The 15,796-nt window shown below is 42.6% G+C and carries 10 protein-coding genes; 4 read left to right on the plus strand and 6 right to left on the minus strand.

The window, feature by feature from the left end; genetic code table 11:
* Positions 1-117: 117 nt before the first annotated feature.
* Positions 118-2,433 carry a TonB-dependent receptor gene (locus tag JWR87_RS09170; protein WP_297818667.1) on the minus strand — a complete coding sequence of 772 codons (2,316 nt, stop codon included), beginning with the start codon at positions 2,431-2,433 and terminating at the stop codon, positions 118-120.
* A 333-nt stretch (positions 2,434-2,766) separates the two neighbouring features.
* Between JWR87_RS09170 and JWR87_RS09175 the strand changes: the two genes are divergently transcribed.
* Positions 2,767-3,774 (plus strand): bestrophin family ion channel, encoded by a 1,008-nt coding sequence (locus tag JWR87_RS09175; protein ID WP_297818670.1) that lies wholly within the window; start codon positions 2,767-2,769, stop codon positions 3,772-3,774.
* A 344-nt stretch (positions 3,775-4,118) separates the two neighbouring features.
* Here the strand turns inward: JWR87_RS09175 and JWR87_RS09180 are convergent, their stop codons facing one another.
* Complete coding sequence (locus tag JWR87_RS09180) at positions 4,119-5,066, minus strand: STING domain-containing protein (protein ID WP_297818673.1); 948 nt, start codon at positions 5,064-5,066, stop codon at positions 4,119-4,121.
* Positions 5,067-5,431: 365 nt separating this feature from the next.
* Between JWR87_RS09180 and JWR87_RS09185 the strand changes: the two genes are divergently transcribed.
* Positions 5,432-7,180 carry an alpha-L-arabinofuranosidase gene (locus tag JWR87_RS09185; RefSeq protein ID WP_297818676.1) on the plus strand — a complete coding sequence of 583 codons (1,749 nt, stop codon included), beginning with the start codon at positions 5,432-5,434 and terminating at the stop codon, positions 7,178-7,180.
* Between the two features lie 24 nt (positions 7,181-7,204).
* Here JWR87_RS09185 and JWR87_RS09190 read toward each other — a convergent pair whose 3' ends face one another.
* The gene (locus tag JWR87_RS09190) at positions 7,205-7,840 is read right to left on the minus strand and encodes an MgtC/SapB family protein (protein WP_297818678.1); all 636 of its coding nucleotides are present in this window, start codon (positions 7,838-7,840) and stop codon (positions 7,205-7,207) included.
* A 598-nt stretch (positions 7,841-8,438) separates the two neighbouring features.
* Between JWR87_RS09190 and JWR87_RS09195 the strand changes: the two genes are divergently transcribed.
* Positions 8,439-10,853 carry a glycoside hydrolase family 127 protein gene (locus JWR87_RS09195; RefSeq protein WP_297818681.1) on the plus strand — a complete coding sequence of 805 codons (2,415 nt, stop codon included), beginning with the start codon at positions 8,439-8,441 and terminating at the stop codon, positions 10,851-10,853.
* A gap of 204 nt (positions 10,854-11,057) precedes the next feature.
* A complete protein-coding gene (locus JWR87_RS09200) occupies positions 11,058-11,234 on the plus strand; it encodes a hypothetical protein (protein ID WP_297818684.1) in 177 nt (58 codons plus the stop codon).
* Positions 11,235-11,433: 199 nt separating this feature from the next.
* On the opposite strand, the gene JWR87_RS09205 is transcribed toward JWR87_RS09200, so the two are convergent.
* The 3 genes from JWR87_RS09205 to JWR87_RS09215 form a co-directional block, all read right to left on the minus strand.
* Positions 11,434-12,072 carry a hypothetical protein gene (locus JWR87_RS09205; RefSeq protein WP_297818686.1) on the minus strand — a complete coding sequence of 213 codons (639 nt, stop codon included), beginning with the start codon at positions 12,070-12,072 and terminating at the stop codon, positions 11,434-11,436.
* A gap of 481 nt (positions 12,073-12,553) precedes the next feature.
* Positions 12,554-14,674 carry a xanthine dehydrogenase family protein molybdopterin-binding subunit gene (locus tag JWR87_RS09210; RefSeq protein ID WP_297818688.1) on the minus strand — a complete coding sequence of 707 codons (2,121 nt, stop codon included), beginning with the start codon at positions 14,672-14,674 and terminating at the stop codon, positions 12,554-12,556.
* A gap of 111 nt (positions 14,675-14,785) precedes the next feature.
* Complete coding sequence (locus JWR87_RS09215; RefSeq protein WP_297818691.1) at positions 14,786-15,796, minus strand: xanthine dehydrogenase family protein subunit M; 1,011 nt, start codon at positions 15,794-15,796, stop codon at positions 14,786-14,788.

Consider the following 15,796-nt stretch of genomic DNA (forward strand, 5'->3'; position numbering starts at 1 on the left):
TTTTTGTTGCACGGAGTAGTGACGGTACAAGTGAGTGACAGAACCGAAGTTGAAAGAAGCTTTGCAGCTTGTTAATAAAAAAACGTTTGTATTTTTTATGAAATGACTGCATTGATATTAAAATTTGAAATTGTAGGAAACAGAAGGAATGTATTTAAATAAAGCAGTGCGAACGGCTTCTGTTTTTTGCGGGTCTTCTTTGCTTTCGCGAAAAGCAATGGTATAGGCGTTCTCCCGCCCGTACGCGTTGTATAAACTAAAAGCAAGCTCCGATGTATATTTCTTCCGCTTTTTAAGTTGCCATGTTGCCCCTAAGTCGAGCCTGTGATAAGTGGGCATACGATAACCATTACGTTCGGTATAATAAAAAATTACCTGGTTATCTACCCTGTATTTGCCCGCAGGAAAGGTGACAGCATCACCGGTATAATAAATCCAATTAGCCGAAAATGTCCACTTTGGGTTCATCTGGTACGAACCTACAATAGCTATGTCATGGGTACGGTCTTGCCTTGCATTATACCAATTGTTGTTGTTGATGCCATCAATTTTGCGTTCGGTTTTAGAAAGGGTATAGCTAAGCCATCCTGAAAGTTTTCCTGTTTGTTTCCGTAGCAGCCATTCTACACCATAAGCTCTTCCCTTGCCAAAAAGCAGTTGCGACTCTATGGCGTCGCTATTGATAAAAACATTTGCCCCGGTTCGGTAATCTACCTGGTTTTGCATGGTTTTATAATATGCCTCCACGGTCAGCTCGTATTTGTTTTGAGCCAGATTTCTATACCAACCCAAAGAAACCTGGTCAGAAACTTCTGGTTTAATAATATTGGTGCTGGCTACCCACTTGTCGGTAGGGGAGCCTGTGGTAGAGTTGGATACCAGGTGAAGATTTTGGGCATTTCGCACATAGGAAGCCTTTATCGAAACAGTAGGATTAAACACATAGCTGAGTGCAATACGAGGCTCAACGTTTACATACGTTTTTACAATTTCACCTCTTTTATAGCTGAAAGTATCAGTGACATTTCCGGCAGTGTCTATAGCATAATAGTCACCTTTACCAAGCACACTGAAAGCAGTAATGCGGGCTCCGTAGGTAAGGTTTACCTTGTCAGAGGCTTTAAAAGTATTAGAGGCATAAATGGCATTTTCCATAGAATACCTTCGCTGGCGATTGGAAGTATTGATGTAAGAAGCAGACGAGGCGGTAATTTCGCCAGGACGAATGGTGTGGTAAATGGCATTGACACCAAAGCGAACCGTGTTGCGACTACCTGCAAACCATTGAAACTCCTGCTTTAGATTAACATCTCTTATCTGCGAAAAAATATCAAAATCGTTACTGCCACTTCGAATAGTAATCTTATAATCGTAGTTACTGTATATAAATGAAGTATTGGAAAATAGTTTACTGCTAAAGATGTGGTTCCACCTGACCGTGCCCGTACCATTACCCCATTGCAGGGCAAACGTTTCACCCACACCCAGCTTATCTCGCCCGAAATAACCAGACAAAAACAACCGGTCTTTTTTGCCTAACTGGTAGTTCAATTTTGTATTTAAATCGTAGAAGTATAATTGATTCTTGTTGAGGGCCGAGTCTTTTGACAGTTTAAGAAACATGTCAACATAAGTCCTTCTGCCCGAAGCCAGGAAAGAAGATTTGCCTTTTTGAATAGGGCCCTCCACATTTAGTTTTGTAGAGATGAGCCCAATGCCGCCACTCACATCATACTCCTGGTTATTACCCTCGTTCATTCGAATGTCCAGTACCGAAGACAAACGACCTCCATACTGAGCAGGCATACCACCTTTGTAAACAGTAACGTCTTTAATAGCATCAGAATTGAAAGTAGAAAAAAAGCCTAGCAGGTGCGATGCATTGTAAACGGTTGCTTCATCCAACAGGATAAGATTTTGGTCAGCAGCTCCGCCACGTACATAAAACCCGCTGCTACCTTCGCCCGCCGATTTAATGCCCGGTAGCAGTTGTATTGTTTTTAATACATCTCTTTCTCCAAACAACATCGGAATGTTTTTGGTTTCAGCCATAGTCAGCCGCTCCATGCCCATCTGCGGGTTTGTAATGCTTCGCCTTCCAGTGGTTTTAACTACAACCGTTTCAAGTTCCCTGGTTTCTTCTGTAAGAGATACATTCAGTACTATATGCTGATTTAGCTGAATCGGTTGTTGTTTTAGCTGTAAGCCAATTGCACTAACTTCTATTGTATAACTTCCTTTTGGGAGCGAAAGGGAATAGAAACCGTACTCGTTACTGGTTGTACCTATAGTAGAACCGCTGATTCTGACTGAAGCGCCAATAAGCGTTTCACCGGTCTTAGCCGATGTAATAGTACCGCTAACGGCATACTTCTCCTGGGCTAACAAAATAGTGGGAAGAGTAAAAAATACAAATAATAATATGCTTCGCAATGTTTCGGTTTTTAAATATTTGTCATATCACCTTATTATTACAGAAATGGTAAATCGTTTTATCGCGGCAAGGGGCTGCAAAAGTAGAGTAAACACCGCTGCGCACTTGTTACGTTACTTCTAAATTATACTTAACTAATTTCCTCCTTCATTTGTTATGAATAAGCAGTTAAATTGTGGCAATAGTTAACCCTTGCGTATCGAGGGGCATATACATCAGAGATACAAGTTAAAATATTGGGTTTTGCAAGAATTGGAAATAAAGCCTTGTTTTTCGGGCTTCCTTTTTGCATTGCTGCTTCAAAATTTTCCAAAGTCAATAAACAACAGCGTATGTACATCGGGCGAACTTTATCATTTAGACTACTCCTTAATTTTGCTTGGAAGCCGCTTCTCTTCTTTTTTATATATTCTTCGGCCATCACCTTCCTTTACGAACTCGCAGGCCTTACCTGGTTAGGTATCCCATTTACACCAATAGGCCTTATAGGTACTGCGGTTGCTTTTTATGTAGGATTTAAAAACAACTCTTCTTACGAACGTTTATGGGAGGCCAGGAAGATCTGGGGTAGTATTGTTAATTTAAGCAGAACTTTTGCAGTCTACGTACTAGATTATGCTCAGCCCGAGAATGATCTTGATTATGAAAGTTTAAAGGAGCACAAAAGAATTATTTTTTACCGTCACCTTGCTTTTATCAACGGTTTACGCATTCAGCTAAGAAGTCGTAGAGTTTGGGGCGAAGATAGCAACGACCCATTTATGAATATTGTGTCTCAGAATACGCCCTTTGTAAACCAGAATTTATTAAAGGAGATAAAGCAATTTTTACATGATGATGAGGCTGAATACCTTCATAATAAAAGTAATACAGTAACCCACATCATGCGCAAGCAAAGCGAGCACCTCAATTACTTATTTGGAAAAGGTTGTTTAACAGATTACAAGCACGCTGAAATTGGGAAAATAGTAAAAGAACTATACGATCAGCAGGGAGCTTGCGAGCGGATTAAAAATTATCCGTTCCCCAGGCAATATGCTTTTTTTAGTGAAGTGTTTGTTTGGATACTTGCCATTATGTTGCCATTTGGGTTAGTGGGAGAACTTGATAAGTTAGGGCCTTCTTTTGTTTGGGCTACCATCCCCTTAGCCGTTGTTATTACGTGGCTGTTTTTTGTAATGGAAGTTGTTGGCGATAAAAGTGAAAACCCTTTTGAAAACAGTGTAAACGATATTCCCATGACCTCCATCTGCAGAAGTGTAGAAATTGACCTCAGAGAAATGCTGGATGAGCAGGAAATTCCTGAAAAAATTCAGCCATTTAATAAGATTATAATGTAGGTTTTTTTAGTTGCAGGCAAACTTCAAATACCAATGCAGCTTTCGTCGCTCTTCAATACAACCAGAAGGGTTTTGGGTACCGGCATTTGTTCTACGATGAATCATCCTTGCGTCGCACCCTTCTACTGAAGATTCAATGCCTGTCGTGGGGAGGATGAACGACGATGAAGCAATCTGCTTAACAAATAGTAAGAGAGGTAATATTAAAAACAGTAGGCTGCTGCGCCGTTCCTCCTCCTGATAACGCGACTTATAACAGTTGTTAGATGCGAGACATCAGAGTTTATACCAACACGCTTGCACTTAACCCTTATGTAGCCCCATTTCGGCCGGCGGCAGCTAGTTTACTTTTCTTCCTTAACATCTATAAACTCTATGATAACACGATTTCTTGTAATCGCATCTTCTTTTACCAGGTAGGAGAGGGTTCGGCAGAAGTTATGCATCTCTTTCTTCTTAAGAATAATCTCGTTTTTGGTATCGCCGAAGTGCGATTTCGGTAGGGCAGTTTCTATTGATTTTTTTAGTGCACTTAAGGTAGTAGGCAAATCATACAACTCAAGTATTGAACCTTCTTGTTGTGCATAGTCAAGGTAAAAATTATACTTCCTTGTTTCTGTTTCCACTTTCATCTCTTTCAGATTTTTGTTCTTCAAATATTCTTTTACCTGCGACGTAAAATTATTAGGCAACTGGTCAGGTATCACAATATGAAGCCTGAAGTCATCAAAGCTTTTTGTCTCTACAGACCGCTTAGCGGCATTCATCAATTCATTTGAAACTTTATAAACAAAGTTTTCAAAATAGCCAACTGCCAGAACGGTTGACGGAACAAGGCTTAATTCATACGTGTCCCAAACTTCTTCAATTCTTTTTTTAAGACTCTTACAAACTTCTTTAAGCGTTTTTACGCCGTCTTCTTGCTCATCTGAAAATTCAAGTAATTTGATGCCGAATAGATCGCTGGGAAGATCAAGCCCTTTCTCTTTTAAAAAAAACGAACGGTTGCGCCCTATCCTTCCTACATACAAACCAAATTCAAACAACACGTTATCGCGTGCTATGGACTCAATCTTGTCTCTCTTTAATTGTGCATCATCAGCGGTTGCGACAAGAATACCAAAATCAAAAAGTGTAGCACCTTCGTTCAATGACTCAAAATAGCTTTTGTTGTTTTCGAAAAACCCCTCGTGCCATACGTGGCAGTCTGCTACTTTATTCAATTGCTTTTTAATTATGTCCGCCTTCTTTCGGCCTTCATTAGAGCCACCGATAAAAACTCTTGGGTTCATAAATGGTAAGTTGTGTACTACCATGAATGTAAAAAAAATGAAGTGAAATTCCTATCTCCTCTTTGCAGCTGAAAGATATATGTATAGCTGTTTTGCGGGCAACAGTTGCCACCCCTTGCCGACTCCCATTTTCTACACCTTGTCTGCTAAGGATGATTATGGCAGAGTGAGGGCCATTAAGATGCGCAGCTTGTTAAAGTTTCAACGGGATTAATACTATTTTATCAATAAGTAATTATAAAACTGCTTTCTTATATTAGAAGGAACGCTCTTTTCTAATGTACATTAGCTTTACTTCTCGTATTTGATAACTTAGATTCTCTGCATGCTTTTTTAATGGCAAAGCTTCTATATTTAATAACCATATGAATAAACATCTTTTTACAATAGCAGCGTTTACCCTGGTAGCCGTTTCCATTTTTTCGTGCTCTAAAAGTGTAACTGAAACAGCTCCTGTAGTAACTCCTCCTCCTTCAACCGGGCCTATACCGGTAGTACCCGCAACAGATCCACAAGTAGCAGCTACCATTGGTTTCTTTTTAGATACGTGGCAGCCTAAAACTTATACAGCCCCGGCATATGCTGAAGGTGCCGTTCCTGCAACCGCTCCTAACACAGTAACAATTGACGCTTCTGATATTATCACTAAAATTCCCACGCAGATATTCTCTCACAACGCCAACACCTGGATGGGAACTTTTGTAGACCAGCCGAGCTTTATTACCAATACAACTAATCTGAAACCTAATATCATTCGTTGGCCTGCTGGTAGTGGAAGTGATGTGTATTTCTGGAATGTAAGACCAGGAGATATACCCGAAGGCGCACCAACAAAATACATAGATAAAGACGGTAAGCTGGTTGATGTATCGTTTTTCTATGGCCGCTCAAACGACAATTGGAGGGCTTCTTTGGATAATTATTACTCCATGTTGCAGATGACTAACAGTAAAGGTATCATAACTGCCAACTACGGCTTTGCCCGGTACGGAATAAGCGCAAATCCCGTGGCCACTGCTGCACATCTTGCTGCTGATTGGGTACGCTACGACAAAGGCCGAACCCAATACTGGGAAATAGGCAATGAAAACTATGGTGACTGGGAAGCGGGCTACCGAATTGATGTCACCAAAAATAAAGACGGGCAACCTGAGTTTTTAACAGGAAAACTATACGCCCAACACTTTAAAGTATTCGCCGACTCTATGCGAAAGGCCGCAGCCGAAGTAGGTAATGCCAATATAAAAATAGGCGCAGTTTTACAAGAGAGCCCTACCGCCTCGTGGCAAACCAATACTACTCAAACCTGGAACAGCACTTTGATTCCAGAGTTGAACAATAAGCAAGACTTTTTTATTGTTCACAACTACATCACTCCTTACGACGAAAAGTCAAATGCTGCTACTATACTTAATGCAGCGAGTACAGTACCTGCTTCGATGATGAATTTTGTAACGAATCAAATTAAGAACAATGGGGGAGAGGTGAAGCCAATAGCCTTTACAGAATGGAATATGTGGGCGAAAGATTTGAAGCAGCAAGTGTCTAATACAAGTGGTGTCTTTGCGGTAATCGTTCAATCTGAAGCCATTAAAAATAAATATGGTATGGCTGCCCGTTGGGATCTTCTGAACGGCTGGGACGGCGGCAATGATCACGGCCTCTTTAGCGATGGTGGTAGTGCCGACGACCCTCGCTGGAACCCTCGTCCATCATTTTACCACATGTATTATTTTCAGAAGTGCATCGGCGACCGGCTCGTTTCAACAACTGTACAAGGTGCAGAAAGTGCAGGTATTAAGGCTTACGCATCCACTTATAGCTCGGGGCAGGTAAATGTTACCTTGCTAAACACCTCAGCCAAGGCGCAGTCATTTGAGATAAAGTTCAAAAATTTCAATGCAGGAAGCAGGTATTACTGGTATAGTTTAGAAGGAAGTAATGATAATGGCGAATTCTCAAGAAAAGTGGCGGTAAACAACGTAGGTCCTGAGGGTGCAGCAGGCGGACCTGCCAACTATGCTTCGCTTAAGGCAATGTCTGCTACAACTACAAACGGTATTAAAGTAACAGTACCCGCACTAGGCTCTCTATTTGTGATGATCGATAAATAGGGTTTTTAAATATGAACATGCTTTCTAATGAAACTCGGTAATCGACTCTGTTTTCACTAATACTTCGCTTAACTCAGCAAATTGTTTTTCGGTTCCTTTTATATTCAGAATAAGAAGTAGCCTTCCCTGGTTTTTATTCATCATTACCCGTTTACTTTTCATTTTCATCGCTTTTAAAACCTCTTCAACGGCATACACGTTCTTCATCTCCGCATTTTCAAAAATAAAGCTGACCGTCTTACTATGATTAAACAACTCAATCACACTTTCAATTTTACCAAATACTGACAATACTATTATTGTAAATACTGTTAAACAAAATGCCAGTGCGTGGTACCCAATACCTGTTGCCATTCCAATGCCTGCCGTAGTCCAGATTACCGCCGCTGTTGTTAACCCTAAGACCGAAAGTTTGTCTTTGAATATTACACCCGCACCAATAAAGCCAATGCCGGTAATAATATTTGCTGCTATGCGGTCATCAGAACCGGTGCCATGTTTAGAAACAATGGTAAAGATGGTCGAACCAAGACTAATAAGAATGATGGTGCGAAATCCTGCCGACTTATTGTTGTATTCCCGCTCGAACCCAATAATGCCGCCACATAAAATAGACATACCAATACTTATAAAATCTTCCCTTTCAAGTAGAAATTGCATATGTAGTAATTTCTGATTATTGGATTAATCTTTTTTACAGTTGTAATAATAATAGTGCCGAAACAGAAATAAAAGACCACAAGTTCCTCAGCGCTCCTGGCGATGGGGAGTTAAGAGGTCAGAAGTAGTATAACTCGCTGCAACTGTAGTATTGCAATATCTCTTAATGCTTTTGCCGCGAAGATTTGTTGGCAGACAGTAGCATATCTGTCAAGCTTCAGTTGCGTCGCACTCTTGTACTGTTGTAGCTGATGGGGCAGGATGGCAAGTGTTACAACAAAGTACTTTGAGAAAATCGCGCACCGGCGTAGTTGGTTTATGAAACATGGCATTACAAGTATAGCAGCGTTACAGACTGTTGCACTTCTATAAAGGGTTTGTTGGATTTGCAGCTTTTGTAGATCTGTTGCGGGACGCTGTTCTGCTATCAATTATTATTTAAGTGATCCGCTGAAACACTTAAAACTAACAGAAGCACGCAGCACTTAAACTATCTTGTGTGTAACCGATAGTAATAACTATAAAATACTTGTGCTCCTATCGGCTACCTGCCTACTCCTGTTATAATTGAACACATATACATTTATTAAAAAAATTGATGAAAAACATATTGCTGCTTTTCCTGTCCTTTTCTTTCGCATCTGTAACCTTTTGTGCTGATACTTTGCGTGTCACCCCCATGCATCAGCCAAAAATGGAGCTCTTCTCATTAGCCGAAGTGCGCCTGCTCGACGGGGAGTTTAAGCACATTATGGATCTCACGCACAATTATCTTCTCACGCTCGATCCTGACCGTATGGCTTCCTGGTTCAGAAGAGAAGCCGGACTGGTGCCGAAAGCAAAGCCTTACCCGTTCTGGGAGTCGGAAGATGTGTGGGGCAAAGGACCGCTTGCAGGGCATATCATGGGTTTCTACCTGTCGTCGATGAGTATGATGTACCAGAGCACCGGAGATACGGCGATTATCAGTAAACTTAAATACACCCTAAACGAATTAAAAGCCTGCCAGGATGCACAGGGCGATGGCTATCTTCTTGCGGTAATAAACGGGCGACACGTGTTTGAAGATGTAGTTGCAGGTAAGTTTACTACTTCCAATCCACTCATAAACGACAGCTGGGAGCCGGTGTATATTATGAACAAAATAATGCTGGGTCTTTACGGCGTTTACACGCAGTGCAAGTTGCCCGTTGCCAAAGACATTTTTCTACAAATGGCAGATTGGTTTGGCGATTCTGTCCTTAATAAATTATCGCACGAACAGATACAAAAATTACTTGTTTGTGAGCATGGCTCGATAAACGAAAATTACATTAATGCCTACGAGTTGACGCAGGATAAAAAATACCTGGAATGGGCAAAAAAACTGAACGATGAAGACATGTGGGTGCCCCTCGCGCAAGGCAAAGACATCTTAGACGGCTGGCATGCTAATACACAAATACCAAAGTTCACCGGTTTTGAGAACGTGTACAATTACACCGGAGAAAAGAAATATACCGATGCCGCAAGGTTTTTCTGGAAGACTGTAGTAAACAAACATACCTGGGCTAATGGAGGCAACAGTACAGGAGAACATTTTTTTCCTGAAAGTGAATTTGAAAAACGGGTAATATGGCCCGGTGGCGCCGAGTCATGCAACAGTGTAAACATGCTGCGATTAACTGAGCTCCTGTATAAAGATTATGCAGAACCCGAAAAAATAGATTATTACGAACGCGTATTGTACAATCATATTCTGGCCAATTACGATCCTGAACGTGCAATGACCGTTTATTTTACTTCTATGCGACCCGGTCACTATAAAGTATATGGAACCGAGTATAACAGCTTCTGGTGTTGCACGGGCACGGGCTTCGAAAACCCCGCCAAGTTTGGCCAGATGATTTATTCCCACGACAACAATAGCTTGTATGTAAACTTATTTATTCCCTCTCGTGTGAACTGGCAGGAAAAAGGGGTCAGCCTAACTCAAATTACCCGTTTCCCCGATGAGGAAACTGCGGTGTATACGGTTAACGTAAAACAACCGGTTTCATTCTCGCTTAAGATCCGGCATCCGCATTGGGTGAATGTGGCAAACCTGGTAGTGCGGGTAAATGGTAAGATCTATAAAACAAATTCAACAGCAGGAGGTTTTGCCGAAATAAAGCGTGTATGGAAAACGGGTGACAAAGTAACCGTCGAACTACCCGGAAAGGTAGTAGTAAGTCCGCTTGTAGCCAGCAACAAATTTGTTTCGGTAACATACGGTCCACTGGTACTGGCCGCACAGATAGAAAACCACGGTTTAACAAAAGAAGATTTCTTCAGCGAAAGGCAAACGGTTGCAGCTAAAGAAATTCCGCTTTCCGAGGTGGCTGCATTTGCAGGAGACAGTGCTGCAATGGTAGCCGGTATCATTAAACAAAAAGGTGCTTCACTAGCTTTTACTACGACGGCCGCAGTAACTGGCACCCCAGTGACACTAATGCCTTTTAACCGTATCCATTACAATCGTTACGCTCTTTATTTCAGGCATTACGACAATGCTGCCGCCTACCACCTCGAACAACAAAAAGTAAAAAGATTTGAGGAGATGATGCCGGCAATTGAGGAGGCAACCACTGATGCTGTTGTACCCGGAGACAAAGAATCTGAGGAACAACACGGTTTTACAGCAGTAAATTCTTCTACTGGCGTGATGGGCAAATCCAAATGGCGAAATGCTTCCAATGGCGGGTATTTTATGTACAACGCTAAATTATCTTCGTCGCCCACCCAGTCACTTTACCTTCTCTTTTATAAAAATACAAGGGGCAATAAATCTTTTGACGTTTTGGTAGACGGCAAACTCTTAAAAACAATTGACCAATCACAGTTGAACAAAGAAGGCACTGAAGAGTTTTATTCAGAGATAATCCATTTGCCTGCATCTCTTTTAACAGGTAAAGATCATATAACCATCAAGTTTCAGGGAAGAGGAAAAAACGCTACGGCAGGTTTAATGGATTTGCGCATTGTAGTGCAATAAAAAATTCAAGTTTTTCCCGAAAGGTTATTTCGGCACTAGTGCCCTTAACTCGCTATGTTATGCTCTAGCAAGCTTTTCAATTCGAGCCTTTCGTCAGGGCTTAGGCTATAAACTGTCTCAACAACTGTATTCAACCCGATATTTAAGTTGCTCATAACTTTCCTTTGATCAAAGATTGATCATTTCGATTACTTAATTGATTTTATGCCCGCGTTTGTGTTCTTCGAAGCGCGGCTGGTGAAGGGAGTTAACACCTTTCACCCTGGCGTAGGCAAAAGCTCTACACTTGGCAGACTTCCTGCTAACCCTACAGATTTTGGTCAAAAGACACAACAACGGCTTTGCTGTCAAAATCCGGCCATCCAATTACTGCGGATGTAAGTGGTGCAAACGGTACCTAAAAGGGTGTGCGATTTTTTCCCGGTAAGATTAAGGTTGATTGCAAACAGCAAGTAAAGAGTTAGCAGAAGCGATAAGGCAATATGCTTTCAGAAGCAAAATAAATTGCACGCCCTTCCGGTTCAGACGGATGTAATAGGCGTCTTTTCTTCACTGCTTACAGAAACAAACAGTGTAATCTTTATTTCAACGGTTCACCAACAGCGACCTTACAATCGTGACCTGGCTGACCATGTGCAGGATTAAGTCGGGCTGTTGCTTTTGACGCATCTTGTGAAAGTGTTGGAAACATTGCAGTTGGTGATTGTACCGCGGGCTGGGTATTTACTGGGGGTTGTTTTTGGGTAGCGGCGGTTGGAACAGGTGTGCTTAATGATGCACCGACGGCAATATCGCAACGATGGCCTGGCATGCCATGAGCGGGATTAAGCCCTGCTGAACTTTTTGAAGGAGTAGCAGGTGCTGAAGAAGGTAATGCCGCAGCAGATCCTTGTACCGGGGGTTGTGAAACTAAGGGTTGATTTTGTGGTGCCGATGCCGGTGCATTAAGTGGAGCACCAACTGCCAACTCGCAGCGATGACCTGGTACACCGTGAGCCGGGTTCAATGCTGCCACAGGCAGGGCTGCCGATGAATTTACATTAGCCCCTGATTGAAAAACAGACTGATTACCTGATTTATTTTCCGCATTCTCTTGCTTATTCGAAGGGAACTCCAGGGGTTTTGACTGCGAATTAGAATAATTGTAGCCCGGCGGATTACCGCATGAACAAATGGAAGCAACAACGATAAAGCCTAGCGCATAAATAAATATTTTCATTTTGTACATTTTATGGTTTTGTGGTAATTGTAACGATTTACTTAAAGCTGCCCCGCACAGTGGGCAATTTGTAATGTTTCTTAAACGATTGATTGATGCGGTAATTGTATTTGGTTATTTCTTAAGCAATATAAGAATAGCGTTTCATACATTTTTTGCCGAAAATGGGTAACAAGGTAATATTACCTGGGCTGTTAGTTAAACTTCTTGTGTTGGCTTCCAATTTTATCTTAGGAGCTTCAGCAACAGACCCTTGTACAACTACCGTTATGGTAGTTCATTTTTCTTCAAAGGTAGACTGTGGTGAATTTACAGAGTTATTAAATGTCCTTCGAAAAACCAGATTAAAAGGTATGCGTGGGTTGAGGATAGTACAATTATAATGGGTAGTGCAAAACACTGATTGCTGATTTTAGCACCACAGTAAAAGTGAGTGACACAACGATGTTGAAAAGAATATCCAGCCGGCTACCAAAAAAAATTACAACAACTTGTCGGGCGTTATTGGCAAATCTCTCACCCTTTTTCCTGTGGCGTTGAAAATTGCGTTGGCAACTGCGCCCGCTACACCTACGATGCCTACTTCACCGATCCCTTTTACGCCTAGTTTATTAGGAATGGTATCTTTTTCATCAATAAAAATCGTATCAATGGTTCCGATATCGAGGTTGGAGGGAACGTGGTAATCGGCCAGGGAGCGGGTTACGAAATTGCCCCAGCGAGGGTCAAGAACAGACTCTTCGGTTAAAGCCATTCCAATACCCCATACGTTTCCACCTATAATTTGAGAACGCGCGGTTTTTGGATTTAGAATTTTGCCTGCACCGGTTACGGCAAGGAAACGATGAACTTTGACCATCCCCGTTTGGCTGTTTACCCAAACTTCTGCAAAGTTTGCATTAAAGCTGTGCGAGGAATAACTACCAGCGTCAGCCGGCGCTTTGGCATCTGCCCGGGTTTCAAATTTGGTAAGGTTTTCACTTACCATTAGGTGGGCAGCGGTTGGGCGCACAAAAAACTGTTTACTTGATTTACTGATTAACTCGTTCGTAATTTTTTCGCAGGCATCATTGACGGCGTTGCAAAAACTTGCGGCACCCACCGAACCCACTGATCCGGCAGCAGGGGGCAAAGTAGAATCGCCTATTTTAACGGTGATTTTATTAACGGCCAAACCGAGTGCATCTGAAGCTGTTTGTGCAATAATAGTGTTCGTTCCGGTTCCCAAATCGGATGCTGCCAGTTCTATCGTTGCTTTTACGTCGTTGCCTTTGCGGGTTAATCTTACTATTGCAGATGAGTTTTGCTGGCGTGCAGGGTAAGTTCCGCAAGCAACGCCGTAACCAATTAAATACTCGCCCTGTTGATTTTGGCGAGGTTCTATTTTTCGCTTTTCCCAGCCAAACGCTTTTGCACCTTCCTGTAAACATTGCACTGTGGTGCGTGATGACCATGGCTTTCCGTTAGAGGGATCTTTTGCTGGTTCGTTTTTTAGCCGGAACTGGATCGGATCCATTTTAAGCTGGTAAGCAAGTTCGTCTATAGCCGACTCAAGCGCAAAACTTCCGGTAGACTTACCAGGGCCGCGGGTGTACGTTGGAATAATGATATTCATCGGGACTACCCTGTAAGAAATAAGTGAATTAGGCACTTCGTACATCACCTTCGAGCAGTCCCCGCAGGGCTCCACAAACTCGTTGCTCATGGCACAGTGCGTACTTGTCTCATGTGCTAGTGCCGTTAGCTTCCCGTCTTTTGTTGCTGCAAGCCGGATCTTCTGGTGATTTTTTTGTCGAAGCCCAACAGAATTAAACATCTGCTGACGGGTAAGCGCAAGTTTTACAGGACGATTGACTGCCCTGGCTGCGATTGCTGTTAGCACCAGGTTTGCCCATTGCCCTCCTTTAGAGCCAAAACCACCACCGATAAACGGGGTGACAATACGAACCTTTTCAGTCTCGATGCCCAGTGTTGAAGCGGCAGCTGCCTGTGCTCCGTTTACTATTTGCGAACCATTGTATAAAGTCACCTTTTCTCCTTCCCAAACCGCCACGGTTGAGTGGGTTTCCATTGGGTGATGGTGCTCGATAGGTGTTTCATAAATGGCTTCTATTTTAAACTCAGCATTACGAAAAGCAGTATCAACATCGCCGCGAACAGCATCAGGATTGCCTTTTGGTAAAACAGCTTCTTTTTGGTGCTTTGTAAAGTCGACTTTTGGCTCCGCCTTTTCGTAACTTACTTTTATCAGCCGTGTCGCGTATCGGGCCTGTTCAAACGTCTCGGCCACCACCAGTCCAATGTGTTGCCCATACCATTCAATAGTTGGGCTTTGCAGTAATGCACCTCCGCGAATACCTCCTTTTTCATTTAGTTTAGGTGCATTTTTATGTGTAATTACCGCTAGCACGCCCGGTGCTTTTTCTGCTTCGGTGGTTTCTATATCGGTTATTTTGCCTGCTGCAATGGTGCTTTTAAAAATTACCGCGTGCGCTGTATTTTTCAACACATAATCGGTTGCATAAGAGGCTGCACCGGTTACTTTTAAAAGGCCGTCCACACGGTTTATGGCCTGGCCGATAGATTTATTTGGTTCACTCATCTTGTTTTGAATTTTATTATGGGCGATGCTGTTTTTACGCCAAAACGCAAAGAGGCAAAGAAGAAACAGGTAGCTTTAAGTCTTTGCTCATTTTGACTTCTTTGAAACTTCTTAACCCGCTTTCCCTCCATTCATTGCTTTTGTCAGCGCCAGCACAATCGCTCTCGTGCCTAATTCAATTTTATATTTGTTATGTTCAAGTGGTTTTGCCTGTTTCATTTCCATTTCAGCAGCCTGCCTGAAATTCGTTTCGGTCGCTTCTTTTCCTGCAAGGAATTTTTCAGCTTCATAGGCGCGCCACGGCTTATGCGCCACTCCACCCATAGCTACCCGCGCTTGTTTTATTTGATTGCCACTCATTTCGATTGCTGCAGCTACCGAAACAAGGGCAAAAGCATAACTAGCCCGATCCCTGACTTTTAGATAATAGGACTTATTGGCAAAATTATTTTTAGGAATTTCAATGGAGGTGACCATCTCTCCGTGCGCCAGGTTATTGTCTTTTTGAGGGGTGTCACCAGGCAAGCGGTGATAATCGGCAAAAGGGATGCTGCGTGTTTGTCCGTTAGAACCTTGCACTTTTACAACTGCGTCGAGGGCAACAAGGGCAACGCACATATCAGAAGGATGAACTGCCACGCAACTTTCTGACCAACCAAAAACAGCATGCATGCGATTAATGCCTTGCAATGCCCCGCACCCCGATCCGGGTTCACGTTTATTGCAGGGCATGGAGACTTCATAAAAATAAGGGCAGCGCGTACGTTGGTTAAGATTACCGCCATTGGTTGCCATATTACGAATTTGTGCAGATGCTCCGGCAAGAATTGCCTGCGTTATAAGCGGGAAGTTTTGACGGATTAGCGGGTGGTTGGCCGTTTCCGTATTTTTTCCAAGCCCTCCAATAGATATACCTCCTTTGTTAACGCCTTCAGTCACCGGTTTAACCAGGGCCAGGGCTAACCTGGTTATATCTACCAGCTCGTCCGGCCGCTCCACATCCTCCTTCATCAGATCAAGAATGTTTGTGCCTCCTGCAAGAAACTTTGCACGGGGATTAGCCATCAAAAGATGAGTGGCAGCCTTTACATTGGTTGTTGAAGAATATTTAAAAGGTCTCAT

The sequence above is a fragment of the Segetibacter sp. genome (assembly GCF_025963695.1).
Lineage (GTDB): Bacteria > Bacteroidota > Bacteroidia > Chitinophagales > Chitinophagaceae > Segetibacter.

Bases quoted from the DNA above. Each gene is read 5' to 3' on its own strand.
- JWR87_RS09180 (WP_297818673.1), bottom strand. From the start codon at position 5,066: ATGAACCCAAGAGTTTTTATCGGTGGCTCTAATGAAGGCCGAAAGAAG.
- JWR87_RS09175 (WP_297818670.1), top strand. From the start codon at position 2,767: ATGTACATCGGGCGAACTTTATCATTTAGACTACTCCTTAATTTTGCT.
- JWR87_RS09205 (WP_297818686.1), bottom strand. From the start codon at position 12,072: ATGAAAATATTTATTTATGCGCTAGGCTTTATCGTTGTTGCTTCCATT.
- JWR87_RS09185 (WP_297818676.1), top strand. From the start codon at position 5,432: ATGAATAAACATCTTTTTACAATAGCAGCGTTTACCCTGGTAGCCGTT.
- JWR87_RS09215 (WP_297818691.1), bottom strand. From the start codon at position 15,796: ATGAGACCTTTTAAATATTCTTCAACAACCAATGTAAAGGCTGCCACT.
- JWR87_RS09190 (WP_297818678.1), bottom strand. From the start codon at position 7,840: ATGCAATTTCTACTTGAAAGGGAAGATTTTATAAGTATTGGTATGTCT.
- JWR87_RS09200 (WP_297818684.1), top strand. From the start codon at position 11,058: ATGCCCGCGTTTGTGTTCTTCGAAGCGCGGCTGGTGAAGGGAGTTAAC.
- JWR87_RS09210 (WP_297818688.1), bottom strand. From the start codon at position 14,674: ATGAGTGAACCAAATAAATCTATCGGCCAGGCCATAAACCGTGTGGAC.
- JWR87_RS09195 (WP_297818681.1), top strand. From the start codon at position 8,439: ATGAAAAACATATTGCTGCTTTTCCTGTCCTTTTCTTTCGCATCTGTA.